This window comes from Bacillus sp. AF23, assembly GCF_020861455.1.
In the GTDB taxonomy this organism is placed as follows: domain Bacteria; phylum Bacillota; class Bacilli; order Bacillales; family Bacillaceae; genus Bacillus; species Bacillus halotolerans.
Genome location: NZ_JAJHVY010000005.1, coordinates 100993 through 126253 on the forward strand (window position 1 = coordinate 100993; position 25261 = coordinate 126253).

Annotated in this window: 25 protein-coding genes, 1 tRNA gene, 1 riboswitch and 1 other annotated feature; of the genes, 22 read left to right on the forward strand and 4 right to left on the reverse strand. The window is 44.7% G+C overall.

Going from position 1 to position 25261, the window contains the following annotated elements; all coding sequences use genetic code 11:
• The first annotated feature begins 73 nt into the window (after window positions 1–73).
• The gene (uvrC, locus tag LNN34_RS01290; RefSeq protein WP_024122401.1) at window positions 74–1846 is read left to right on the forward strand and encodes an excinuclease ABC subunit UvrC; all 1773 of its coding nucleotides are present in this window, start codon (window positions 74–76) and stop codon (window positions 1844–1846) included.
• Window positions 1847–1910: 64 nt separating this feature from the next.
• Window positions 1911–2090: riboswitch (Lysine riboswitch) on the forward strand.
• 125 nt (window positions 2091–2215) lie between these two features.
• Window positions 2216–3445: an aspartate kinase gene (locus LNN34_RS01300; protein WP_044154028.1), complete on the forward strand. Its 1230-nt coding sequence runs from the start codon at window positions 2216–2218 to the stop codon at window positions 3443–3445.
• A gap of 44 nt (window positions 3446–3489) precedes the next feature.
• On the opposite strand, the gene LNN34_RS01305 is transcribed toward LNN34_RS01300, so the two are convergent.
• The gene (locus LNN34_RS01305; protein ID WP_010335208.1) at window positions 3490–3936 is read right to left on the reverse strand and encodes a YslB family protein; all 447 of its coding nucleotides are present in this window, start codon (window positions 3934–3936) and stop codon (window positions 3490–3492) included.
• Between the two features lie 292 nt (window positions 3937–4228).
• Between LNN34_RS01305 and sdhC the strand changes: the two genes are divergently transcribed.
• The 12 genes from sdhC to LNN34_RS01365 all read left to right on the forward strand — a co-directional run bounded on the left by sdhC (window position 4229) and on the right by LNN34_RS01365 (window position 13144).
• Window positions 4229–4837, forward strand: a complete 609-nt coding sequence (gene sdhC / locus LNN34_RS01310) for a succinate dehydrogenase cytochrome B558 (protein ID WP_003237652.1) — start codon at window positions 4229–4231, stop codon at window positions 4835–4837.
• A gap of 33 nt (window positions 4838–4870) precedes the next feature.
• Window positions 4871–6631 carry a succinate dehydrogenase flavoprotein subunit gene (gene sdhA / locus LNN34_RS01315; RefSeq protein WP_229042574.1) on the forward strand — a complete coding sequence of 587 codons (1761 nt, stop codon included), beginning with the start codon at window positions 4871–4873 and terminating at the stop codon, window positions 6629–6631.
• Between the two features lie 2 nt (window positions 6632–6633).
• Window positions 6634–7395 carry a succinate dehydrogenase iron-sulfur subunit gene (sdhB, locus tag LNN34_RS01320; RefSeq protein ID WP_024122397.1) on the forward strand — a complete coding sequence of 254 codons (762 nt, stop codon included), beginning with the start codon at window positions 6634–6636 and terminating at the stop codon, window positions 7393–7395.
• Window positions 7396–7453: 58 nt separating this feature from the next.
• Window positions 7454–7897 (forward strand): acyl-CoA thioesterase, encoded by a 444-nt coding sequence (locus LNN34_RS01325; RefSeq protein WP_229042576.1) that lies wholly within the window; start codon window positions 7454–7456, stop codon window positions 7895–7897.
• A 115-nt stretch (window positions 7898–8012) separates the two neighbouring features.
• The gene (gene gerE / locus LNN34_RS01330) at window positions 8013–8237 is read left to right on the forward strand and encodes a spore germination transcription factor GerE (RefSeq protein WP_003184172.1); all 225 of its coding nucleotides are present in this window, start codon (window positions 8013–8015) and stop codon (window positions 8235–8237) included.
• Window positions 8238–8476: 239 nt separating this feature from the next.
• Window positions 8477–8917 carry a MarR family winged helix-turn-helix transcriptional regulator gene (locus LNN34_RS01335; protein WP_003222521.1) on the forward strand — a complete coding sequence of 147 codons (441 nt, stop codon included), beginning with the start codon at window positions 8477–8479 and terminating at the stop codon, window positions 8915–8917.
• Window positions 8918–8924: 7 nt separating this feature from the next.
• Entirely contained in the window at window positions 8925–9743 is an 819-nt protein-coding gene (gene racE, locus LNN34_RS01340; protein WP_217827897.1) for a glutamate racemase, read from the forward strand.
• Window positions 9744–9858: 115 nt separating this feature from the next.
• Complete coding sequence (locus LNN34_RS01345; RefSeq protein ID WP_229042578.1) at window positions 9859–10959, forward strand: GerMN domain-containing protein; 1101 nt, start codon at window positions 9859–9861, stop codon at window positions 10957–10959.
• Between the two features lie 110 nt (window positions 10960–11069).
• Window positions 11070–11807: a ribonuclease PH gene (gene rph / locus LNN34_RS01350; protein ID WP_044154054.1), complete on the forward strand. Its 738-nt coding sequence runs from the start codon at window positions 11070–11072 to the stop codon at window positions 11805–11807.
• A 12-nt stretch (window positions 11808–11819) separates the two neighbouring features.
• Entirely contained in the window at window positions 11820–12416 is a 597-nt protein-coding gene (locus LNN34_RS01355) for an XTP/dITP diphosphatase (protein WP_101863450.1), read from the forward strand.
• A 14-nt stretch (window positions 12417–12430) separates the two neighbouring features.
• Entirely contained in the window at window positions 12431–12940 is a 510-nt protein-coding gene (locus tag LNN34_RS01360) for a YfcE family phosphodiesterase (RefSeq protein ID WP_044154061.1), read from the forward strand.
• A gap of 130 nt (window positions 12941–13070) precedes the next feature.
• A tRNA-Arg gene (locus LNN34_RS01365) sits at window positions 13071–13144 on the forward strand.
• 57 nt (window positions 13145–13201) lie between these two features.
• Here LNN34_RS01365 and LNN34_RS01370 read toward each other — a convergent pair.
• From LNN34_RS01370 to LNN34_RS01380, 3 genes are all read right to left on the reverse strand, one after another.
• Window positions 13202–14029 carry a YsnF/AvaK domain-containing protein gene (locus tag LNN34_RS01370; protein ID WP_044154068.1) on the reverse strand — a complete coding sequence of 276 codons (828 nt, stop codon included), beginning with the start codon at window positions 14027–14029 and terminating at the stop codon, window positions 13202–13204.
• A gap of 184 nt (window positions 14030–14213) precedes the next feature.
• Entirely contained in the window at window positions 14214–14669 is a 456-nt protein-coding gene (locus LNN34_RS01375; RefSeq protein WP_069487094.1) for a GNAT family N-acetyltransferase, read from the reverse strand.
• Between the two features lie 170 nt (window positions 14670–14839).
• On the reverse strand, window positions 14840–15163 hold the full coding sequence (locus tag LNN34_RS01380; RefSeq protein ID WP_069487095.1) for a hypothetical protein: 324 nt from the start codon (window positions 15161–15163) through the stop codon (window positions 14840–14842).
• Between the two features lie 451 nt (window positions 15164–15614).
• Window positions 15615–15864: a binding site (T-box leader), on the forward strand.
• Between the two features lie 121 nt (window positions 15865–15985).
• Here LNN34_RS01380 and ilvB point away from each other — a divergent pair.
• The 8 genes from ilvB to ddcA all read left to right on the forward strand — a co-directional run bounded on the left by ilvB (window position 15986) and on the right by ddcA (window position 25144).
• Entirely contained in the window at window positions 15986–17710 is a 1725-nt protein-coding gene (gene ilvB / locus LNN34_RS01385) for an acetolactate synthase large subunit (protein WP_044154080.1), read from the forward strand.
• Window positions 17707–18225: an acetolactate synthase small subunit gene (gene ilvN, locus LNN34_RS01390; RefSeq protein ID WP_044154082.1), complete on the forward strand. Its 519-nt coding sequence runs from the start codon at window positions 17707–17709 to the stop codon at window positions 18223–18225. The genes ilvB and ilvN overlap by 4 nt, the downstream gene beginning before the upstream one ends.
• 23 nt (window positions 18226–18248) lie before the next feature.
• On the forward strand, window positions 18249–19277 hold the full coding sequence (gene ilvC, locus LNN34_RS01395) for a ketol-acid reductoisomerase (RefSeq protein WP_024122384.1): 1029 nt from the start codon (window positions 18249–18251) through the stop codon (window positions 19275–19277).
• Window positions 19264–20820, forward strand: coding sequence for a 2-isopropylmalate synthase (locus tag LNN34_RS01400; protein WP_229042580.1), 1557 nt, complete (start codon window positions 19264–19266; stop codon window positions 20818–20820). The genes ilvC and LNN34_RS01400 overlap by 14 nt, the downstream gene beginning before the upstream one ends.
• 20 nt (window positions 20821–20840) lie before the next feature.
• Window positions 20841–21938 (forward strand): 3-isopropylmalate dehydrogenase, encoded by a 1098-nt coding sequence (gene leuB, locus LNN34_RS01405; RefSeq protein WP_059352246.1) that lies wholly within the window; start codon window positions 20841–20843, stop codon window positions 21936–21938.
• Between the two features lie 51 nt (window positions 21939–21989).
• The gene (gene leuC, locus LNN34_RS01410; RefSeq protein ID WP_229042581.1) at window positions 21990–23408 is read left to right on the forward strand and encodes a 3-isopropylmalate dehydratase large subunit; all 1419 of its coding nucleotides are present in this window, start codon (window positions 21990–21992) and stop codon (window positions 23406–23408) included.
• 12 nt (window positions 23409–23420) lie between these two features.
• Window positions 23421–24020 carry a 3-isopropylmalate dehydratase small subunit gene (leuD, locus tag LNN34_RS01415; protein WP_010335187.1) on the forward strand — a complete coding sequence of 200 codons (600 nt, stop codon included), beginning with the start codon at window positions 23421–23423 and terminating at the stop codon, window positions 24018–24020.
• A 119-nt stretch (window positions 24021–24139) separates the two neighbouring features.
• Window positions 24140–25144, forward strand: coding sequence for a DNA damage checkpoint antagonist DdcA (gene ddcA / locus LNN34_RS01420; protein ID WP_024122379.1), 1005 nt, complete (start codon window positions 24140–24142; stop codon window positions 25142–25144).
• Window positions 25145–25261: the final 117 nt, after the last annotated feature.

Genomic DNA, 25261 nt, shown 5'->3' on the forward strand with positions numbered 1-25261 from the left:
CGTGAACCATGGAGAAAAACACCTGTTCGTGTTAAACTGGAAACAAAGGACTAAATATAAGGAAGGGTAACATATGAACAAACAACTGAAAGAAAAACTCGCCCTCCTTCCCGATCAGCCCGGGTGTTATTTAATGAAGGACCGTCAGCAGACAGTGATCTACGTAGGAAAAGCAAAAGTGCTGAAAAACAGAGTGCGCTCCTACTTTACCGGGTCTCATGACGCAAAAACACAGAGGCTTGTGACGGAAATCGAGGATTTTGAATATATCGTGACGTCCTCCAATCTTGAAGCGCTCATTTTAGAAATGAACTTGATCAAAAAGCATGATCCGAAATATAACGTCATGCTGAAAGACGATAAAACCTATCCTTTTATAAAACTCACCCATGAACGCCACCCAAGGCTGATTGTCACCCGCAATGTCAAAAAAGACAAAGGGCGCTATTTCGGACCCTATCCGAATGTGCAGGCCGCAAGGGAGACGAAAAAGCTGCTCGACCGTCTCTACCCTCTCAGAAAATGCTCAAAGCTCCCCGACAGAGTGTGTCTTTATTATCACCTCGGACAATGTCTTGCTCCGTGTGTAAAGGACATTTCTGAAGAGACAAACAGAGAGCTGGTTGAGAATATTACCCGTTTCTTAAAGGGCGGCTATAACGACGTTAAAAAAGAGCTTGAAGAGAAAATGCTTGAGGCGGCTGAGAACCTTGAATTTGAACGGGCAAAGGAGCTTCGTGACCAAATTGCCCATATCGAATCAACGATGGAAAAACAAAAAATGACGATGAACGACTTAGTCGACCGTGACGTATTTGCTTACGCTTATGATAAAGGCTGGATGTGCGTACAGGTCTTTTTTGTACGGCAAGGAAAGCTCATCGAACGTGACGTCAGTATGTTTCCGCTTTATCAGGAAGCAGATGAAGAGTTCCTTACCTTCATCGGGCAGTTTTATTCAAAAAACAACCATTTTCTGCCGAAGGAGATTTTAGTGCCGGACAGCGTCGATCAATCGATGATTGAGCAGCTGCTGGAAACAAACGTCCATCAGCCGAAAAAAGGGTCGAAGAAAGAATTGCTTATGCTGGCACATAAAAACGCAAAAATCGCGCTTAAAGAAAAATTCTCTTTAATCGAACGTGACGAGGAGCGTTCAATCGGTGCTGTGCAGAAACTCGGAGACGCCTTAAATATTTATACCCCGCACAGAATCGAGGCGTTCGATAACTCGAATATACAAGGGACAAACCCGGTTTCGGCGATGATTGTGTTCATCGACGGCAAACCATACAAAAAGGAATACCGCAAATACAAAATCAAAACTGTCACAGGGCCTGATGATTACGGCTCAATGAGAGAGGTTGTCAGACGAAGATATACGAGAGTGCTTCGTGAAAACCTGCCGCTGCCTGACCTGATCATTATAGACGGAGGGAAAGGCCAGATCAATGCGGCCCGTGACGTCATAGAAAACGAACTGGGCTTGGATATCCCGATCGCCGGCTTGGCGAAGGATGATAAACACAGAACCTCCAATTTATTAATCGGCGATCCGCTGGAGACGGTTTATCTTGAACGAAACAGCCAGGAATTTTACCTGCTTCAGCGCATTCAGGATGAGGTGCACCGGTTTGCGATCAGCTTCCACAGGCAAATCCGCGGGAAAAGCGCGTTCCAGTCTGTGCTAGACGATATACCCGGAATCGGAGAAAAAAGAAAGAAAATGCTGTTAAAGCATTTCGGTTCCGTCAAAAAAATGAAGGAAGCAAGCCTCGAGGACATCAAAAAAGCGGGTGTACCCGCAGCGGCGGCACAGCTGCTTTATGATAAATTGCAAAAATAATGTTGTCCTTTTGAAAAAGTTCTGATAAAATGTGAACTAATTTCATAGTTAGATCGTGTAATATGGTGAAGATAGAGGTGCGAACTTCAAGAGTAAGCCTTTGGAGAAAGATGGATTCTGAGAAAAAGGCTGAAAGGGGAGCGTCGCCGAAGTAAATAAAACCCCATCGGTATTATTTGCTGGCCGTGCATTGAATAAATGTAAGGCTGTCAAGAAATCATTTTCTTGGAGGGCTATCTCGTTGTTCATAATCATCGTGATGATTAATTGATAAGCAATGAGAGCAATTCCTCTCATTGCTTTTTTTATTGTGGACAAAGCACTCTTTCTCCTCACCCGCACGAACCAAAATGTAAAGGGTGGTTATACATGGGTCTCATTGTACAAAAATTCGGAGGTACTTCCGTCGGCTCAGTCGAAAAAATTCAAAATGCAGCAAATCGCGTCATTGCGGAAAAACAGAAAGGCCATCAAGTCGTTGTTGTCGTATCAGCTATGGGGAAATCCACTGACGCATTGGTCAGCCTTGCAAAAGACATCACTGATCAGCCGAGCAAACGTGAAATGGATATGCTGCTGGCAACAGGCGAGCAGGTCACCATTTCCTTGCTTTCCATGGCGCTGCAGGAAAAAGGCTATGACGCCGTTTCCTATACAGGATGGCAGGCGGGGATCCGCACGGAGGCCGTCCATGGCAACGCCAGAATTACGGAGATGAACACAGCCGTGTTAGAAGGCCAGCTTCAGGAAGGAAAAGTCGTTGTTGTGGCAGGGTTTCAAGGCATGACAGACGACAGTGAAATCACGACATTGGGCAGAGGCGGTTCAGACACAACAGCAGTGGCTTTGGCTGCCGCATTAAAAGCGGATAAATGTGATATTTATACGGACGTGCCCGGCGTGTTTACAACCGATCCGCGCTACGTGAAATCAGCGAGAAAGCTTGCCGGCATCTCTTACGATGAAATGCTGGAGCTTGCCAATTTAGGCGCCGGCGTTCTTCATCCGAGAGCGGTTGAATTTGCGAAAAATTACCAAGTGCCGTTAGAAGTGCGTTCAAGTACAGAAACAGAAGCGGGAACATTAATTGAGGAGGAATCATCCATGGAGCAGAATCTTATCGTCAGAGGCATCGCGTTCGAAGATCAAATCACAAGGGTAACCATCTACGGGCTGACAAGCGGCCTGACCACTTTGTCTACTATTTTTACAACTCTTGCAAAAAGAAACATTAACGTGGATATCATTATCCAAACGCAGGCGGGAGACCATGAGACCGGGATTTCCTTCTCAGTTAAATCCGAAGACGCGGACCAGGCTGTTGCCGTACTTGAAGAGTACAAAGATGCGCTGGAATTCGAAAAAATCGAGACAGAAAGCAAATTGGCCAAAGTATCCATTGTCGGATCAGGCATGGTATCAAACCCTGGTGTAGCGGCTGAAATGTTTGCTGTACTGGCGGAAAAAAACATATTAATCAAAATGGTCAGCACATCTGAAATCAAAGTTTCAACAGTAGTGAGCGAAAATGACATGGTAAAAGCGGTGGAAGCACTGCACGATGCATTCGAGCTCTCGAAACACCCTTCAGCTGTGTAATGACAACCAAAAAGGCGGGACTCATGCAGTCACCGCCTTTTTCATTACACCGGGTCTTTCATATCCCATTTGACAGTCAGAACCACTTTATCGGCTCTCTTTTTTACTTGTTCGTATGATTCGGCAATCTGATCATTCATCAATTGAATTTGCTCGGCGATGAAGCCAGCTTCCAGCTGAAAGCACGGTTCTTTCTGATATTTGAGCCGATTGGAAATGATCTGTCCTTCAAGCTCGAATTCCAGCTCCTGTTTCTTTGCGCTAACGTTTGTGAGGGTTCCCCAGCCTGCTTCTTCAAAGAAAGCCGGAAATTCCTCCCATGATTCAAGAGGAAACTTTCGGGCGAGATGTTTCCCTGCCCAATACATCATGGAAGAGTAATCTTGGCCAAGCATGTCTGGGAGAACAATCTCTCGTATCAGTTCATAGGCATAGGCGTTCATTTCAATTTCTTTTAGATTATGTATTGATGCTTCATATTTAGACTTCATATCTGTCTCCCCTCTCTCCTTCGTATATTATAGCCCAAACAGGGGGGAGGATTACAGAATGATCCTGTAATTCTCATGAAAAATTAAGAAAGAATTATATATTGATAAAATAAAATTTTTGAATCAACTAATCAATTCGGAAAATTAGAATTTATGTACGCGTTTTCTTGACGCCCTTTTGTGGTAGGAGTAAAATGAAATTGTCAATAAATCTTAATAAAGTGCTTACAATTGAAAGAAGTGGGGGAAGAGATTTAGCACATTTCGCACTTATCAAACAGGGGGTAAAGTAATGTCTGGGAACAGAGAGTTTTATTTTCGAAGATTGCATTCCTTGCTTGGCGTCATACCGGTCGGCATCTTTTTGATTCAGCATTTGGTCGTCAACCAGTTTGCCGCAAGGGGCGCGGAAGCATTCAATAATGCTGCTCATTTTATGGATAGTCTGCCTTTCAGGTATGCTCTAGAAATCTTTATTATCTTCTTACCTTTAATTTATCATGCAGTTTATGGTGTGTACATAGCGTTTACTGCGAAAAATAACGCAGGACAATATAGCTATATGCGAAACTGGCTCTTCGTCCTGCAGCGTGTAACCGGTATCATCACTCTCATTTTTGTGAGCTGGCATGTGTGGGAAACCCGCATTGCTGCACAGATGGGCGCTGAGGTCAATTTCGACATGATGGCGAATATCTTGAGCTCGCCGGCTATGCTGGGCTTTTACATTGTAGGTGTTTTATCGACAATTTTCCACTTCTCGAACGGTTTATGGTCTTTTGCTGTCACGTGGGGCATCACTGTAACGCCACGTTCTCAAAGAATTTCGACGTACGTTACGCTGATTATCTTTGTTGCACTGTCATACGTAGGCTTAAAAGCGATTTTTGCATTTGTATAAGAGTACTAGATTACTAGAGGGAGAGGGGCTATCATGAGTCAAACAAGCATTATTGTAGTCGGCGGGGGTCTTGCCGGCCTCATGGCGACAATCAAAGCAGCGGAATCAGGAATGGCGGTTAAGCTGTTTTCCATCGTTCCTGTGAAACGTTCTCATTCGGTTTGTGCCCAAGGCGGCATCAACGGAGCAGTCAATACAAAAGGGGAAGGCGACTCTCCGTGGGAACATTTTGACGATACTGTATACGGGGGAGACTTTCTTGCCAATCAGCCGCCGGTTAAGGCGATGTGTGAAGCGGCGCCATCAATCATCCACTTATTAGACCGGATGGGCGTCATGTTTAACCGGACGCCTGAGGGGCTGCTTGATTTCCGCCGATTTGGGGGTACACAGCACCACAGAACAGCTTATGCAGGTGCGACGACTGGCCAGCAGCTGCTTTACGCTTTGGACGAGCAAGTGCGCAGATACGAGGTTGCCGGTCTGGTCACAAAATACGAAGGCTGGGAGTTCCTTGGCGCTATATTAGATGATGACAGAACCTGCCGCGGAATTGTCGCGCAAAACCTGACAAACATGCAAATTGAATCCTTCCGTTCTGACGCTGTCATTATGGCGACAGGCGGACCGGGAATCATTTTCGGTAAATCCACAAACTCCATGATTAATACAGGGTCTGCTGCATCGATCGTTTATCAGCAGGGAGCGTATTATGCAAATGGAGAATTCATTCAGATCCACCCGACAGCCATACCGGGGGATGATAAATTAAGGTTGATGAGTGAATCTGCACGCGGTGAAGGCGGACGTGTATGGACATACAAAGACGGTAAGCCGTGGTATTTCCTTGAAGAGAAATATCCTGCATATGGAAACTTGGTGCCGCGTGATATTGCGACACGCGAAATATTTGATGTGTGTGTGAATCAGAAACTCGGCATCAACGGCGAGAATATGGTATATCTCGATCTGTCTCATAAAGATCCAAAAGAGCTTGACATTAAGCTCGGCGGCATCATTGAAATTTATGAGAAGTTTATGGGAGACGACCCGCGCAAACTTCCGATGAAAATCTTCCCTGCGGTTCATTATTCAATGGGCGGCTTATGGGTGGACTACGATCAAATGACAAATATTCCGGGACTGTTTGCCGCTGGAGAATGTGATTACTCCATGCACGGCGGCAACCGCTTGGGAGCAAACTCCCTGCTCTCCGCGATTTACGGAGGAATGGTAGCCGGACCGAATGCGGTTAAATATGTAAACGGCTTAGAATCTTCCGCAGAGGATATGTCTTCATCGGTATTCGATGCCCACGTGAAAAAAGAAGAAGAAAAATGGGCTGAGATCATGAATATGGACGGAAACGAAAATGCATACGTCCTCCATAGAGAGCTCGGGGAATGGATGACGGCGAATGTGACGGTTGTCCGCCATAACGACAAGCTGTTGAAAACAGATGACAAAATTCAGGAGTTAATGGAGCGGTATAAAAAGATTAACATCAATGACACGACAAAATGGAGCAACCAGGGAGCTATGTTTACACGCCAGCTTTCAAACATGCTTCAGCTTGCCAGGGTGATTACACTGGGTGCTTACAACCGTAATGAAAGCAGGGGCGCCCATTATAAACCGGATTTCCCTGAGCGTAATGACGATGAATGGCTCAAAACAACAATGGCTAAACATGTAAGCCCATATGAAGCGCCTGAGTTTGAGTATCAGGATGTCGACGTATCACTGATAACGCCTCGGAAACGGGATTACTCGAAGAAGAAGGTGGCGAAATAATCATGAGTGAGAAAAAGACCATACGATTTATTATCACACGTCAAGATACACCCGACAGCACGCCTTACGATGAAGAATTTGAAATACCATACCGCCCGAACCTGAACGTCATTTCCGCTTTAATGGAAATCCGCCGGAATCCGGTTAACGTGAAAGGTGAAAAGACAACTCCTGTCACATGGGATATGAACTGTCTTGAAGAAGTGTGCGGCGCATGTTCAATGGTTATAAACGGAAAGCCCCGCCAGTCTTGTACGGCGCTTGTTGACCAGCTTGAACAGCCGATCCGCTTAAAACCGATGAAAACATTTCCGGTCGTGCGTGATCTGCAGGTTGACCGCAGCAGAATGTTTAATTCTCTGAAAAAAGTAAAAGCGTGGATACCGATCGACGGCACGTACGATTTAGGACCGGGACCGAGAATGCCGGAAAAACGCCGCCAGTGGGCATATGAATTATCAAAATGCATGACGTGCGGTGTCTGCCTGGAAGCCTGCCCGAATGTAAACAGCAAATCGAAATTCATGGGGCCTGCTCCGATGTCTCAGGTCCGTCTGTTTAACGCCCATCCGACAGGAGCCATGAACAAATCCGACCGGCTGGAAGCGCTGATGGATGAAGGAGGCCTTGCAGATTGCGGCAACTCGCAAAACTGCGTTCAATCCTGTCCGAAAGGCATTCCGCTTACCACTTCTATCGCTGCTCTAAACAGGGATACAAACTTACAAGCATTCCGCAATTTCTTCGGAAGCGACAGAGTATAAGATGAAAAAACCTCTTCCGCATGGGAGAGGTTTTTTTAACAATAAGGAGATGAGTGAAATGAAGCTTCCTGCTTACATTGACATGCCGTTTCAAAAATGGAAAGAATCCTTTTCTTTTTTTAATGAAGTATCTGTACGATTTTCTGAAACAGATATGTTTGGGCATATGAATAATGTAATCCCTTTCATCTATTTTGAAGAAGCGAGGATATCTTATTTTAAAAATCTGAATATGATGAAACAACATAAGCAAACCATGACAGTCGTCGCCAGTCAGCAATGTGATTATATGCGCCAAGTTATGCCTTATGAAGACTTGCGTATTTATGTAAAAACAAGCGCTGTCGGCAGTTCATCCCTCACCTTGCATTACCTCGGAGAAAACAGCGTAGGGGAGCCTTGCTTCACCGGAGCCGTTGTCATGGTTCAAGTGTCAAAGGAAAGCGGAAAGGCTGTCAGCTGGACGAATGAGGAGAAAGAAAAGCTTCTCCATACACCATAAACTAATTCTTCTGTAAACGTCACCTCCTGCGCCCTCCTGACATATGATATCTTGACTATATCAAAACCCATTCGTTTCAGATTCGCTCTCACCTTAGCAAGGAGGGTTACAATACTTGAAGGAGAAAGAATTTCAATCGAAGCCGCTGCTAACGAAAAGAGAAAGAGAAGTGTTCGAATTGCTCGTTCAAGATAAGACAACAAAGGAGATTGCAAGCGAGCTATTTATCAGTGAGAAAACCGTTCGAAACCATATTTCAAATGCCATGCAGAAATTAGGTGTGAAAGGGCGTTCGCAAGCCGTTGTTGAGCTTCTTAGAATGGGTGAGCTAGAGCTTTAATCCTTGCCGGTATTCCTTCTTTTCAGGAGGGAGCCGGTTATTGCTGTTTGTTTGAAAAGTTCCAAATTCCTATATTAAACTTTAATGATACGATATAAAACGAGATTTTCAATTTGCTTTCATTTGCCTAATGTCCCTCTATTTCTCGTCCCGCGAGTCTTGCATTTTCTTTAAAAAAGAAGGAAAATAGACACGGAACGCTTTTGTGCGTAAGAGATCCTTGAGTGAGGGATGGACAAATGACATCAAAACCTTTGGAGCATGTTGCGGACATTGAAAAGTCGCTCCGCCACATTGCCGCGATCATTAAACAAAAAGGAAGAGAAATCCTAAACCAATACGCGATCACGCCGCCGCAATTTGTCGGTCTGCAATGGCTTTATGAATTAGGAGACATGACAATCGGCGAACTATCGGGGAAAATGTATCTGGCATGCAGCACGACGACGGATCTCATCGACCGTATGCAAAAAAATGAGCTTGTCGAGCGGGTAAAGGATCCGGCGGACAGACGTGTCGTCAGGATACACCTTCTGCCTGAAGGAGAACGCATTATCCAAGAGGTCATTACAAAAAGGCAGGAATACCTGCGTGATATGTTCGAAACGTTTACAGATGAAGAAATAGCCATCTTCGAAAAATCATTGATGAAACTGCAGCATGAAATGAAGAGAAAATGAGGCGATTTTGTTGGAACAACCAATAGGAGTCATTGATTCCGGGGTTGGCGGGTTAACCGTTGCAAAGGAAATCATGAGACAGCTACCAAAAGAAAATATAATCTACGTAGGAGATACAAAACGGTGTCCGTACGGGCCGCGTCCTGAAGAAGAAGTGCTTCAATACACGCGGGAGCTGACACATTATCTGCTGAAAAACCACCACATTAAGATGCTGGTGATCGCCTGCAACACCGCGACAGCAATTGCACTGGAAGACATCCAGCGCGACGTTGATATTCCGGTGGTCGGGGTGATCCAGCCAGGTGCTCGGGCCGCGATAAAAGTGACGGAAAATCAGCATATCGGTGTCATCGGCACAGAAAACACCATTAAGAGCAATGCTTATGAAGAAGCCCTTATGGCATTAAATGCCGAACTGAAGGTCGAAAATCTTGCCTGTCCGCTGCTTGTGCCGTTTGTGGAAAGCGGAAAGTTTCTGGACAAAACAGCAGACGAGATTGTCAAAACATCATTATCTCCGTTAAAAGATACATCGATTGACTCGCTGATTTTAGGCTGCACCCATTATCCTATTTTAAAAGACGCGATTCAAAGATATATGGGAGAGCATGTGAATATTATTTCGTCAGGTGATGAAACAGCCCGGGAAGTGAGTACGATTCTATCGTATAAAGGACTGCTGAATCAATCTCCGTTTACTCCAGATCATCAATTCCTGACTACAGGAGAACGGGAGCAGTTTGCGAAAATAGCAGATGACTGGTTTGGCCATGAAGTAGGTCAGGTAGAGTGCATCTCTTTGCGAGAACCAATTAGAAGATAGTTTTGCCCCGCAACGGCGTGTTGCGGGTTTTTTCTGTTTTTAATGGAATTCATCGGTCTATTTCCCGCAAAGGCTCGTATACATAGTAGTACAAACAGCCTTAGGAGGGAAAAGTATGCTGAAAAAAGGACCTGCAGTCATTGGTGCCACTTGTCTCACCTCTGCCTTGCTTTTATCCGGGTGCGGTTTATTTCAATCCGATAAGACAGCTGAGGAAATCGATCCGCCTCAAGACGTTACATACGTAAATGATGAAGCGGGGACCGATTCAAATACAACAGCAGCCGAAAAAACAAAAAATGGAAAAAGTGATACCGAAAAAGCGAATCAGGACTCTTCTACAGTGATGAGGGAGCTTTATCTCATTGATAAAAACGGTTATGTCGTTGCGCAAACGATGCCTCTTCCGAAAAGTGAAGGAACGGCTAAGCAGGCGCTTGAATACCTTGTGCAGGGCGGGCCTGTGTCAGAGATTCTGCCGAATGGCTTCAGAGCCGTTTTGCCGGCTGACACAACTGTTAACGTAGACATCAAAAAAGATGGCACTGCTATAGCGGACTTCTCAAAGGAATTTAAAAACTATAAGAAGGAAGATGAACAGAAAATCGTTCAATCGGTGACGTGGACGCTGACTCAATTCAGTTCAATAGACAAAGTGAAGCTGAGAATCAACGGGCACGAACTTAAGGAGATGCCTGTAGGCGGCACGCCGATCTCGGACGATTTAAGCCGTAAGGACGGGATTAATTTGGAAACAGCAGGCGTCAATGATCTCACTGCTACACATCCGCTGACAGTCTACTATTTGGCGGAAACCGATGACAGTGAGTATTACGTGCCGGTAACGAAACGAATTGACAATTCCAAAACAGACGACATTACAGCGGCTATTAATGAACTGGCTGAGGGCCCGAGCAAGGCGAGCGGCCTGTTAACGGATTTCAGCGAAGATGTGAAGCTGGTCAGTAAACCGAAAATCAAAGATGGACGTGTAACGTTAGATTTTAATCAATCCATTTTCGGAAGCGCCGATGAAAAGACGAAAATGATTTCCTCAGAAGTGCTCAACAGCATTGTGCTGACGTTAACAGAGCAGCCGGATGTAAAAAGCGTATCCGTTAAAGTCAACGGAAAAGCCGAGCTTGTGAACGAAAAAGGCGAAAAACTTTCAGAATCGGTATCCAGGCCGTCTCAAGTGAATACAGGTAGTTTTTAAATTGGAATTTTTGATATACTAGAAAGAAAGAGGTTAGCGTTCCGGCTGCCTCTTTCTTTATTCAATTCCGGGACAAAAATGGTTTATGTACATACAATCGGAGGTAAAACATGAGACATGACGGAAGACAACACGATGAGCTGCGTCCAATTACATTTGATTTGGACTTTATCAGCCATCCGGAAGGGTCTGTTCTAATAACAGCGGGAAATACAAAAGTAATCTGCAACGCATCTGTAGAGGATCGCGTACCGCCGTTTTTGCGGGGCGGAGGCAAAGGTTGGATTACAGCTGAGTACAGCATGCTGCCGCGGGCTACAAATCAAAGAACGATCAGAGAATCTTCCAAAGGGAAAATTTCCGGCAGAACGATGGAAATTCAGCGTTTGATCGGCCGCGCGCTTCGGGCAGTCGTTGATTTAGAGAAACTGGGCGAACGGACGATTTGGATTGACTGTGACGTCATTCAGGCGGACGGAGGAACGAGAACGGCTTCCATTACCGGAGCATTTCTTGCCATGGCGATTGCGGTTGGTAAGCTTCTCAAAGCAGGAACGATTAAAACAAACCCGCTCACTGATTACCTGGCAGCGATCTCTGTCGGAATTGATAAAGAGCAGGGAATTTTGTTAGATTTAAATTATGAAGAAGATTCTGCTGCTGAAGTTGATATGAATGTCATCATGACAGGCAGCGGCCGCTTTGTGGAGCTTCAGGGAACAGGGGAAGAGGCAACCTTTTCACGTGAGGATCTGAATGGGCTTCTCGGTCTTGCAGAAAAAGGCATTCAGGAACTGATTGACAAGCAAAAAGAAGTACTGGGCGATTCTCTTCCAGAACTGAAATAATGACAGAAAGGCTTGATCATCATGAAAGAAGCAATTATTGCGACTCACAATCCGGGAAAAGTGAAGGAATTTAAAGAAATCCTTGAGCCGAAAGGGTACGAGGTAAAATCATTGGCTGAAATCGGGTTTACAGATGAAATTGAAGAGACAGGCCATACGTTTGAAGAAAATGCGATTCTAAAAGCGGAAGCGGTGGCGAAAGCAGTGAACAAAATGGTCATTGCAGACGACTCGGGTTTGTCCGTTGATAATTTAGGAGGCCGCCCCGGCGTCTATTCAGCACGCTATGCAGGGGAACAGAAAGATGACCAGGCGAATATCGATAAAGTGCTGAGCGAGCTGAGAGGCATTGAAAAAGAGCAGCGTACGGCACGTTTTCGCTGCGCGCTTGCCGTAAGTATTCCGGGAGAGGAAACAAAAACAGTCGAAGGTCATGTTGAAGGGTATATTGCCGAAGAGCCGAGAGGAGAATACGGATTTGGCTATGACCCGATCTTTATCGTCAAAGATAAAGATAAAACTATGGCCGAGCTGACAAGTGATGAAAAAAATAAAATCAGCCACAGGGCTGACGCGCTTAAAAAGCTGTCGAAGCTGTTGGAGGCATAAGGGGGAGCTTATATATGAACGTGCTGATTATCAGTGACAGCCATGGGCTTGAAGAGGAGCTTCAAACCATAGCGAAACGTCATGAAGCGGATGTTGATCTCATGATTCATTGCGGAGACTCTGAGCTTGAAACCGGCCATCCGGCGTTAGAGCCTTATTCCGTTGTAAAAGGCAATTGTGATTTTATCGGCGATTTTAAGGACGAGCTCCTGCTGACGGCCGGTTCCAAAAAAATATTGGTTACGCACGGACACCTTCATGGTATTAAACAGACCTTACTAAACGTATACTATCGTGCAGAGGAGCTCGGAGCGGAAATCATTTGCTTCGGGCATTCACACATCGCAGGAAGCGAAATGCTGCGCGGAAAACTGCTGATTAATCCCGGAAGCATCCGCCTTCCAAGAGTGCGCAGCACAGAAAGCTATGCTATACTGTCTTTAGAAAATGATACAGCAACAGTGCGTTTTTATAACCAAGCAGGCGATGAAATCATTGATTTGCAACACCGGGTAACCCTATGAAATATCACATGAGGAAGAAAATTTTCTTCCTCATGAAAAAAATTCTAAAAAACCGTTGACTTATCATTGCATCCCATATATAATAAATCTTGTCGCTGATACTTAAAGCAAAAACAAAAAAACAAAACGTGTCCCAGTAGCTCAGCTGGATAGAGCAACGGCCTTCTAAGCCGTCGGTCGGGAGTTCGAATCTCTCCTGGGACGTACCAAGAAAAAACCTCAAATCCTTTAAGGATTTGAGGTTTTTGTTTATGATAATTATTATTTGTTATTTAACGTATCATCATCTAGGTCGCGGACATTTCCTTCTTTATTCAGACGAGGTTCTTCTTTTTTCACAGTTTCAGAAATATGCTCATTTTCTTCGACAGTCCGTTTCCCGATAACCACTTCATCCGTAACAACGGGTTTTTTGGTCACTTCAAGCTTTTCCTCAACGATAGGAACTCTGACCGTTTCTGAGTCATTTACGGGAGAAGCGTCTGCCGTGTTTTCATCCACCGGACGGCGTTCAACGTAAATTTCATCATGTCTTACCGGAACGTCTATATCTCTTTGTTCTGTTTTGACTTCTTTTCCGATTTCCACTTCACCGGTTTGGATATCTTCTTTATCCACTTTCAGCTGTTCTTCTCGAAGCGGCAGGGTCTTTTCTTCTTTTGTTGTATAATCCACTGTCTCATTTGGATTTGCAAAGCCGCCTGAAAGGGTATTGCCGTTATCAATAGGCGTATCTAAGTCTGCGTCTGTATCAACGGCTACGAGAAGCTTTCCGTCATCCAGGTCCTCTTGGTACTTGTCTATTTCGTCATTTGAGATATCCAGATCTGATAATGCTTTGCTGTGCGCGCCAGTATCATCCATTGTGAAATAATCTTTCAGTTTATCGAAAAAGGATTCAGAATCGCTATCATTTGCTTCGAGGGCTTGATTTACTTCTGTCCCTGTACGGGATTCGAGATAATCGGTATCCCGGCGATTTGTGACAACAGAAATATCGTCAGAATCATACCCCTTTGTTAGTAAGCCTTCAATTACTGCAATGGTCTCTTGCGGAGTTTCGTATACACCAACTACACTTTTTGTCATATTAATCTCCTCCTCTGTAAAAATAAAATTTTATCGTTCTTGTCGTCTTTAATTCCCGTTACGTTTTAAAATAAACAAAATCGAAAACACTTGGTGCTGCCAACAGCATTCAGGCGAAAGACAGGAGGAAATAAAAAAGATAGATAAGACAGAAACATAGTCCCGCTTATCTATCTTTCATATTTCACAATTCCTTTGTCATAAACACGCTGTTCGGATCTTCCATATAGTCTGCAAACGGCTGGCAATACCGGAAACCGAAGCTTTCATAAAGTTTTCTTGCCGGTTCGAAAGAAGTCATTGACCCCGTTTCCAAACTCAATCGCTGATAGCCGCGCCGCTTGGCTTCTACTATAATGTGCTGAAGAACCTTGCTGGCAACGCCCTTTCTTAAATGGGAAGAAGAGGTTCGCATCGACTTAATTTCTCCATGCCGGCTGTCCAGTTCCTTAAGTGCTCCGCAGCCGGCTAATTCATTGCCGTCCCAAGCGCTCCAAAATGTAATCTCAGGTTTTTTCAGCCTTTCTATGTCCAGGGCATGAATACTTTCAGCCGGAGACATGAGAGTCATGCTATGTAAATGCTCACTCACTAATTCGATCACTTGATGTCCGGTCAAATCATCTACTTTAATATGCAAAATGAATTCCTCCTCAAAAACCGTAAATCTGAACAGACTTATCATTTATCTTAAAATATATCCTTTCTGCTTCCAAATAGTAAGATAGGAAACCTCACAGTCTATTAACTATATTAAAGCTGAATAAATTAACAAGTGCCGAACATAGATGTTCGGCACCTCATGATATTTTAATATCGAAATCCTCCGTGTACTCCAGATGCTCCGCTGAATCCTCCGGCGTGCGTTGCGGGAATACTGAAACCGCCGCCATGGCCGCTATAGCCGGCACCTGAAAATTGCTGCCCGTAAAATCCTGAAGCGTATGGAAATGAGGAGTACATAGCAGAGGGGGTGCTTAGCGGACTGTATGCCTGGCTGTGCGGCTGTCCGTATCCAAAACCTCCAAATGGCTGATGGCCTTGCTGATAAAAACCAGGGGCTGCCGGATAAAATGGCTGGGGAAAGCTTGGAAAACCCCCGGGGAATTGGATGTCTGCTAATGATTTATTCATCTCGTATCACCTTTTCTTTGCAAGATAACACCAGTGTATGACGAAAAATAATGAAAGAGCCTATCCGAACTGAAATTGTTTTTTTGCCAGAAGATCTTCCATATATACGTCTCATCGAAACAAAAACACGTCATATTATGTGACATGTTTATATGAAATTGAAAAATTCGAGTGTAAACTTGATAGATTAATAAAAAAATTACAAAAACTTTTATCTTTTGAAATTCCTTATATACCAATAATGAAAGCGTATACAGTATAGTTTGATTAATCTAAATTGTCTAATAATTTTAAAAAAGGCTGTTGACACTGCGTCCAAAGCGGCGTAATATGAGTTCAACAAAAGATAAACGCAAGTTTCACAAGCACAAATGATTGCAATAGGATTCTAAAAAAATGAAAAACAACCAATCTTCTTGGACGGCAGAAAAGCTGTTCAAGAGACTGAATATGAAAAGCGCAGATGAGGATAAGTAGCCTTGAAAAAGCTTTCCACAGAGAACCGGATTAGCTGAGAACCGGCGAAGCTTTACAAGGTGAACTCGCCTCAGAGTGCCAGTCTGAAATCACAGTAGGACTTGGCCGGGTGAACGATGATGTTTACTCGTTATTAAAACGGATAGGAATATCCATGAGACGGCCGTATCAAAGGCCGTAAACAAGGGTGGTACCGCGGAAAGAAGAGCCTTTTCGCCCCTTTTGGCTATCGCATTCACTGCGCGGCTGATTGTGGGCGGAAGGGCTTTTTTTATTGAATAATCAGCTATAAAGCTAATAATTGATGATCTTTAGAGGATGAAAATCCAAAAGGAGGAACTAAAAATGGGGACTAATGTACAGGTGGATTCAGCATCTGCCAAATGTACACAGACGATGAGCGGAGCGTTAATGCTGATTGAATCATTAAAGAAAGAAAAAGTAGAAATGATATTCGGTTATCCGGGCGGGGCTGTACTTCCGATCTACGATAAACTGTACAATTCAGGAATGGTACATATCCTTCCCCGACACGAGCAAGGCGCCATTCATGCAGCAGAAGGATACGCGAGAGTTTCTGGAAAACCAGGGGTCGTTATTGCGACATCAGGCCCGGGAGCGACAAACCTTGTTACTGGACTTGCGGATGCCATGATTGATTCACTGCCTTTAGTCGTCTTTACAGGGCAGGTGGCAACCTCCGTTATCGGCAGCGACGCTTTTCAGGAAGCGGACATTTTAGGAATTACAATGCCGATTACAAAACACAGCTATCAGGTCCGCCAGCCGGAAGATCTGCCGCGCATCATTAAAGAAGCATTCCATATTGCGACAACGGGAAGACCGGGACCTGTACTAATCGATATTCCGAAAGATGTTGCAACAATTGAAGGGGAATTCAGCTATGATCACGAGATGAATCTCCCGGGATATCAGCCGACAACGGAGCCAAATTATTTGCAGATCCGCAAGCTTGTGGAAGCCGTAAGCAGCGCAAAGAAACCGGTTATCCTAGCGGGTGCGGGCGTATTGCACGGAAAAGCGTCAGAAGAATTAAAAAATTATGCCGAGCAGCAGCAAATTCCAGTTGTACACACGCTTTTAGGACTTGGGGGTTTCCCGGCAGACCATCCGCTTTTCTTGGGGATGGCGGGTATGCACGGCACTTATACAGCGAACATGGCCCTTCATGACTGTGATCTTTTAATCAGTATCGGCGCCCGTTTTGATGACCGCGTCACAGGAAACCTGAAACATTTTGCGAGAAACGCAAAGATTGCCCACATTGATATTGATCCGGCTGAAATCGGAAAAATCATGAAAACACAGATTCCGGTTGTCGGCGACAGCAAAGTTGTCCTGCAAGAGCTGATCAAACAAAACGGCAAACAAGGCGATTCAAGCGAATGGAAAAAACAGCTTGCCGAGTGGAAAGAAGAGTATCCGCTCTGGTACGTAGACAATGAAGAAGAAGGCTTTAAACCTCAAAAACTGATTGAATACATTCATCAATTTACAAAGGGGGAAGCCATTGTCGCAACGGATGTCGGCCAGCATCAAATGTGGTCAGCGCAATTTTATCCGTTCCAAAAGGCAGATAAATGGGTAACATCAGGCGGTCTTGGAACAATGGGTTTCGGCCTTCCAGCAGCGATCGGCGCACAGCTGGCCGATAAAGATGCAACCGTGGTGGCGGTGCTTGGAGACGGCGGTTTTCAAATGACGCTCCAAGAACTTGATGTTATTCGCGAATTGAATCTGCCGGTTAAAGTTGTGATCTTGAATAACGCTTGTCTTGGAATGGTAAGACAGTGGCAGGAAATTTTCTATGAAGAGCGTTATTCAGAGTCTAAATTCGCTTCACAGCCGGACTTTGTCAAATTATCAGAAGCATACGGCATTAAAGGCATCAGAATCTCCTCTGATGCAGAAGCGAAGGAAAAGCTGGAAGAGGCATTGACATCAAAAGAACCGGTTGTCATTGACGTTCGGGTCGACAGCGAAGAAAAAGTATTCCCGATGGTGGCTCCGGGGAAAGGGCTGCATGAAATGGTGGGGGTGAAACCTTGAAAAGAATTATCACATTGACTGTGGTGAACCGCTCCGGCGTGTTAAACCGGATCACCGGTCTATTTACAAAAAGACACTACAACATTGAAAGCATTACAGTTGGACACACAGAAACAAGCGGCGTTTCCAGAATTACCTTTGTCGTTCACGTTGAAGGAGAAAATGATGTTGAACAGCTGACAAAACAGCTTAACAAACAAATTGATGTGCTGAAAGTCACTGACATCACAAATCAATCAATTGTCCAAAGGGAGCTGGCCTTAATCAAGGTCGTTTCCGCACCGTCAACGAGGACAGAGATTCACGGAATGATAGAGCCGTTCAGAGCTTCTGTCGTTGATGTCAGCAGAGACAGCATCGTTGTACAGGTGACTGGCGAATCTAACAAAATTGAAGCGCTGATTGAATTGCTAAAACCGTATGGAATCAAAGAAATTGCGAGAACAGGTACAACGGCTTTTGCGAGGGGCACTCAGCAAAAGACGTCATCCAATAAAACAATATCTATTGTATAAAACAAAACAAGGGAGAGATTAAAATGGTAAAAGTATATTATAACGGTGATATCAAAGAGAACGTATTGGCTGGGAAAACAGTAGCGATTATCGGTTATGGCTCACAAGGGCATGCCCACGCGCTGAACCTGAAAGAAAGCGGAATTGACGTGATTGTCGGTGTCAGACAAGGGAAATCTTTCACTCAGGCGCAAGAAGACGGACATCGAGTATTTTCAGTAAAAGAAGCTGCGGCTCAAGCTGAGATCATTATGGTTCTTCTTCCGGATGAACAGCAGCAAAAAGTATATGAAGCTGAAATCAAAGATGAGCTGACTGCAGGCAAATCATTGGTCTTCGCTCACGGATTTAACGTTCATTTCCACCAAATTGTTCCACCAGCAGATGTTGACGTATTCTTGGTAGCGCCTAAAGGTCCTGGACATTTGGTCAGAAGAACTTATGAGCAAGGAGCAGGCGTACCGGCGCTGTTCGCGATCTATCAGGATGTGACAGGTGAAGCGAAAGATAAAGCTTTGGCATACGCAAAAGGAATCGGCGGAGCAAGAGCAGGCGTTTTGGAAACGACATTTAAAGAAGAAACAGAAACGGATCTGTTCGGTGAGCAAGCTGTACTTTGCGGAGGATTAACTTCCCTAGTAAAAGCTGGATTCGAAACATTAACTGAAGCTGGTTATCAGCCGGAACTTGCATACTTTGAATGTCTTCATGAGCTGAAATTGATCGTTGACCTTATGTATGAAGAAGGCTTGGAAGGCATGAGATACTCTATTTCTGATACTGCGCAATGGGGAGATTTCGTATCCGGGCCGCGTGTTGTAGACGCAAAAGTAAAAGAATCAATGAAAGAAGTCTTAAAAGACATCCAAGACGGAACATTTGCAAAAGAATGGATCGTAGAAAACCAAGTAAACCGTCCTCGCTTCAACGCAATCAATACGAGCGAAAACGAACATCAAATCGAAGTGGTGGGAAGAAAGCTTCGTGAAATGATGCCGTTTGTCAAACAAGGCAAGAAGAAGGAAGCGGTGGTCTCCGTTGCGCAAAATTAATTTTTTCGATACGACGCTTCGTGATGGTGAACAATCCCCTGGAGTAAACTTAAATACGCAGGAGAAACTTGCCATAGCAAAGCAGCTCGAAAGACTCGGGGCAGATATCATTGAAGCGGGATTTCCCGCTTCGTCCCGAGGTGACTTTTTAGCTGTGCAGGAAATCGCAAGAACCATAAAAAATTGTTCTGTGACAGGTCTTGCCCGCTGTGTAAAAGGTGATATTGATGCTGCATGGGAAGCGTTAAAAGACGGTGCTCAGCCAAGAATTCACGTATTCATTGCCACATCGGACATTCATTTAAAACACAAGCTGAAAATGACGCGTGAACAGGTCATTGAAAGAGCGGTTGAAATGGTGAAATACGCAAAAGAGCGTTTCCCGATTGTTCAATGGTCTGCTGAAGATGCCTGCCGAACTGAACTGCCGTTTTTAGCGGAAATCGTAGAAAAAGTGATTGACGCAGGGGCTAGTGTCATCAACCTTCCGGATACAGTCGGCTATTTGGCTCCGGCAGAATACGGGAATATCTTTAAATATATGAAAGAGAACGTTCCAAACATTCATCAAGCGAAGCTGTCAGCCCATTGCCACGATGATTTGGGAATGGCAGTCGCCAATTCTCTCTCAGCGATCGAAAATGGCGCCGATCAAATTGAATGTGCGATTAACGGAATTGGTGAAAGAGCCGGAAATGCTGCATTAGAGGAAATTGCAGTTGCCCTTCATACCAGAAAAGATTTCTATCAAGTCGAAACAGGCATTACGCTAAATGAAATAAAACGCACTAGTGATGTAGTAAGCAAGTTCACAGGTATGGCTGTTCCGCGAAATAAAGCGGTAGTGGGCGACAATGCATTTGCTCATGAATCAGGCATCCATCAGGACGGCTTCTTAAAAGAAAAATCAACATACGAAATTATTTCACCAGAGCTTGTCGGTGTAACGGCAGATGCACTTGTCCTAGGCAAGCATTCAGGACGCCATGCATTTAAAGACCGGCTAATTGCATTGGGATTCCAATTTGATAGTGAAGAGATTAATAAGTTCTTTACGATGTTTAAAGAGTTGACTGAGAAGAAAAAAGAAATCACTGATGAGGATCTTGTCTCTCTTATTTTAGAAGAAAAAGTAACAGACCGCAAGATTGGGTATGAATTTCTTTCTCTGCAAGTCCATTATGGAACATCTCAGGTTCCTACGGCTACGGTTTCTTTGAAAAATCAAGAAAACGCCCAGCTTATTCAGGAAGCGGCAACAGGAGCCGGAAGCGTGGAAGCGATATACAATACCCTTGAACGCTGTATCGATAAAGATGTGGAGCTCTTAGACTACCGCATTCAGTCCAATAGAAAAGGCGAAGACGCATTTGCCCAGGTTTATGTAAGAGTAGTAGTTAACGGAAAAGAATCAGCAGGGCGGGGCATAGCGCAAGACGTATTAGAAGCTTCGGCGAAAGCCTATCTGAACGCAGTCAACCGTCAATTGGTTTTCCAGTCTAATATGAACGGACTGCAAAACCATACAGCTGTCGGATCATAAAAGAAAGGAGAACGGTTAATTTGAAGAAACGGATTGCTCTATTGCCCGGAGACGGGATCGGCCCTGAAGTATTAGAATCAGCGACAGACGTGCTGAAAAGTGTTGCCGAACGCTTCAGCCATGAATTTGAATTTGAATACGCCCTTATTGGAGGAGCGGCAATTGACGAACACAACGACCCTCTCCCAGAGGAAACCATTGCGATTTGTAAAAAGGCTGATGCTATTTTGCTTGGTGCTGTCGGCGGCCCGAAATGGGATCAAAACCCTTCGGAGCTTAGACCCGAAAAAGGTCTGCTCAGCATTAGAAAACAGCTTGACCTGTTTGCGAATTTACGGCCTGTGAAAGTGTTTGAAAGCCTTTCTGACGCTTCGCCTTTGAAAAAAGAATATATTGATAACGTTGATTTCGTTATCGTTCGTGAACTGACAGGCGGTTTGTATTTCGGCCAGCCGAGCAAACGCTATGTAAACAGTGAAGGTGAGCAAGAAGCGGTAGACACACTGTTTTATAAGAGGGAAGAAATTGAACGCGTGATTAGAGAGGGCTTTAAAATGGCGGCTGCCAGAAAAGGCAAGGTTACCTCTGTTGATAAAGCGAACGTTCTTGAATCAAGCAGGCTCTGGCGGGAAGTGGCTGAAGACGTCGCAAAAGACTATCCTGATGTGAAACTTGAGCATATGCTCGTTGATAACGCGGCTATGCAGCTGATTTATGCACCGAATCAATTTGATGTCGTGGTGACTGAAAATATGTTTGGTGACATTTTAAGTGACGAAGCGTCCATGCTAACAGGTTCTCTCGGAATGCTTCCGTCAGCCAGCTTATCAAGCTCAGGACTCCATCTGTTCGAGCCTGTACACGGCTCAGCACCTGACATAGCAGGGAAAGGGATGGCAAATCCATTCGCGGCGATATTATCAGCGGCAATGCTTTTGAGAACATCTTTCGGGCTTGAAGAAGAAGCGAAGGCTGTAGAAGATGCAGTCAATCAGGTTCTTACGTCCGGAAAAAGAACAAGAGACTTGGCAAGAGGCGCAGAATACAGCAGCACTCAGGCCATTACAGAGGAAGTAAAGACGGCATTGATGAGTGAAAATACAATTTCTAACGTGTGACAGCTTATGGTGTAAGCGGTCTTAGTTCATAGGTAGAGGGAGGAAATAAAGATGATGCCTCGAACGATCATCGAAAAGATTTGGGATCAGCATATTGTAAAACATGGTGAGGGAAAACCGGATCTTCTCTATATTGATTTGCATCTTATCCATGAGGTGACATCCCCTCAGGCATTTGAAGGGTTGAGACAAAAGGGAAGAAAGGTCAGAAGACCGCAAAATACATTCGCAACGATGGATCACAACATTCCAACCGTCAATCGCTTTGAGATAACGGATGAAGTTGCGAAACGCCAAGTGACAGCGCTTGAGCGGAACTGCGAAGAGTTTGGCGTACGCCTTGCCGATCTTCACAGCGTAGATCAGGGGATTGTTCATGTAGTCGGGCCCGAGCTTGGCTTAACGCTTCCGGGAAAAACGATCGTATGCGGCGACAGCCATACTTCAACTCACGGTGCATTCGGCGCCCTGGCATTCGGAATCGGAACGAGTGAGGTTGAGCATGTTCTTTCTACACAGACACTCTGGCAGCAGCGTCCGAAAACGCTTGAGGTGCGTGTAGACGGGACACTGCAAAAAGGGGTAACGGCAAAGGATGTCATTCTTGCTGTTATCGGTAAATACGGCGTGAAATTCGGCACCGGTTACGTTATTGAATACACTGGGGAAGTATTCAGAAACATGACGATGGATGAGCGGATGACCGTTTGCAACATGTCAATTGAAGCCGGAGCAAGAGCAGGTTTGATTGCGCCTGACGAAGTGACATTTGAATATTGCAAAAACCGCAAGTATACGCCGAAAGGAGAAGAATTTGTTAAAGCCGTAGCAGAATGGAAAGCGCTGCGCACTGATCCAGGCGCTGTTTACGATAAATCAATTGTGCTTGACGGCAATGAAATTTCTCCTATGGTGACATGGGGTATCAACCCGGGGATGGTTCTTCCTGTCGATTCTGAAGTTCCGGCGCCGGAAAGCTTTTCAGCGGAAGACGACAAAAAAGAAGCGATACGCGCTTATGAATATATGGGGCTGACTCCTCATCAGAAAATTGAAGACATTAAAGTGGAGCACGTATTTATCGGTTCCTGTACAAATTCACGCATGACTGACCTCCGCCAGGCTGCCGATATGATCAAAGGGAAAAAGGTGGCTGAAAGTGTTAGAGCAATCGTCGTGCCTGGATCTCAGAGCGTAAAACTTCAGGCTGAAAAGGAAGGGCTTCATCAGATCTTCTTAGACGCTGGATTTGAATGGAGAGAATCAGGCTGCAGCATGTGTTTGAGCATGAATAATGACGTTGTTCCTGAAGGAGAGCGCTGTGCGTCAACCTCTAACCGTAACTTTGAGGGCAGACAAGGAAAAGGCGCGAAAACACATCTCGTCAGCCCTGCGATGGCTGCGATGGCCGCCATTCACGGCCATTTCGTGGATGTCAGAAAGTTTTATCAGGAAAAAACAGTTGTGTAAGGAGTGCACGAGATGGAACCTTTGAAAACACATACGGGGAAAGCGGCCGTATTAAATCGTATTAATGTTGATACAGACCAGATCATTCCGAAACAATTTCTGAAGAGAATTGAAAGAACGGGCTACGGCCGTTTTGCATTCTTTGACTGGAGATACGATGCGAATGGTGAACCGAACCCGGAATTTGAACTGAACCAGCCGGCTTATGAAGGGGCGTCCATTTTAATAGCGGGAGAAAACTTCGGGTGCGGGTCATCGCGTGAACACGCTCCGTGGGCGCTTGATGATTACGGCTTTAAAATCATTATCGCACCGTCATTTGCTGATATTTTCCACCAAAACTGCTTTAAAAACGGTATGCTGCCGATTCGCATGCCGTATGACAATTGGAAAAAGCTTGTCGGACAATACGAAAATCAGTCACTGCAAATGACAGTCGATCTTGAAAATCAGCTTATTCACGACAGCGAAGGCAATCAGATCTCATTCGAAGTCGATCCGCATTGGAAAGAAATGCTGATCAACGGCTATGATGAAATTTCATTAACGCTTTTACTTGAAGATGAAATCAAGCAATTTGAGTCGCAGAGAAGCTCTTGGCTTCAAGCTTAAAAAAAGCTGCCCGGCAATTTGTCGGCAGCTTTTTTGCCTGGCAGAACCTTTCCTTTCTTGTTTTTGTGTACGGGTGTTGATACACTTGAACAAAATAAATGCCTGAAAGGAATATAGGTATGACGCATGACAAGAAAAACGCAAAAATTATTCCTTTTCCTCATCTGAAAGACCGTCTGGTGGAAAAAGGAATGTCCTCGCTGAAGGAGAAAAAGTATCAAGAGGCGCTGGAATTGTTTTCAGAAGCAATGAAATATGATGATACTGAATCAGATCTTCACTTGGGCATGGCCATTTGCTTTTTGGAGCTGGGCGAATTGGAAGAGGCAAAACGTGTATGCGAAAAGATGCTGAAAGAAGGATACGGTCAGTATTTTACGGTTTTACAAGTATACATGACGATCTTAATTCAGCTTAAGAAATATGAAGAAGTAAAAAGCACGATTGAAGCCGTCCTGGAGGAAAATCAGCTGCCTGCGGAAAGTGCCGAGCAATTTTATAAGCTGCTTGATTTCAGCCGCAAAATGACCGATCCAGAGCGAGAAGACGAGGCTTGGGCCGAAGAGTATGAAGATGTGATCGACACGGAGAAAGTGTTAGCCAGCCCAGAGGAACAAATGAATTTAATCCATTCATTGAAAGACCGCAATGTAGCGAAGTATACGGGGCTGTTAAAAACAATTCTTGAAGATCCCGCTGCTCACCCGATTATCAAGACGATGATCGTGATGTTAATGGCGGAACACGACTACAGCAAACCGGTCCACATTACAAAATTCGGCGACTCCATGACAATCGAGCCTAGCGAGACTGTCCCGCCTGACGCCTCCCCGATTTTGCACCGCGTTCTCCGTGTGCTGGATGAAACGCTGGGGAATGAAAATCCAACCCTGTATGCAGCGGTAGAAGAACTGTGGAGAAGACATTTGTATGTTTTATATCCATTTCAGCCAAAATTGCTGTCTGCAGATCTTTGGGCGGCGGCCCTGCATAAAGTCGGTTATGAAATGCATGGGATTGAGATTGAAAGAGAAGAGCTGCATATGATGTATGAGTTTACCGACAGAGAACTTGATGAAGCGTGCACAATGATTAAAGATATTGAAGAAATTTCTTATTTGTAAATCACGCCATATAGTTGAAAGCGTTATGTGTTATGTTATAATATAATGGTTGTATTTGTGTATAACGGGTTATAAGAAATACGGTTGGACAGGCTTTGCAGTTCATTATTAAAATGG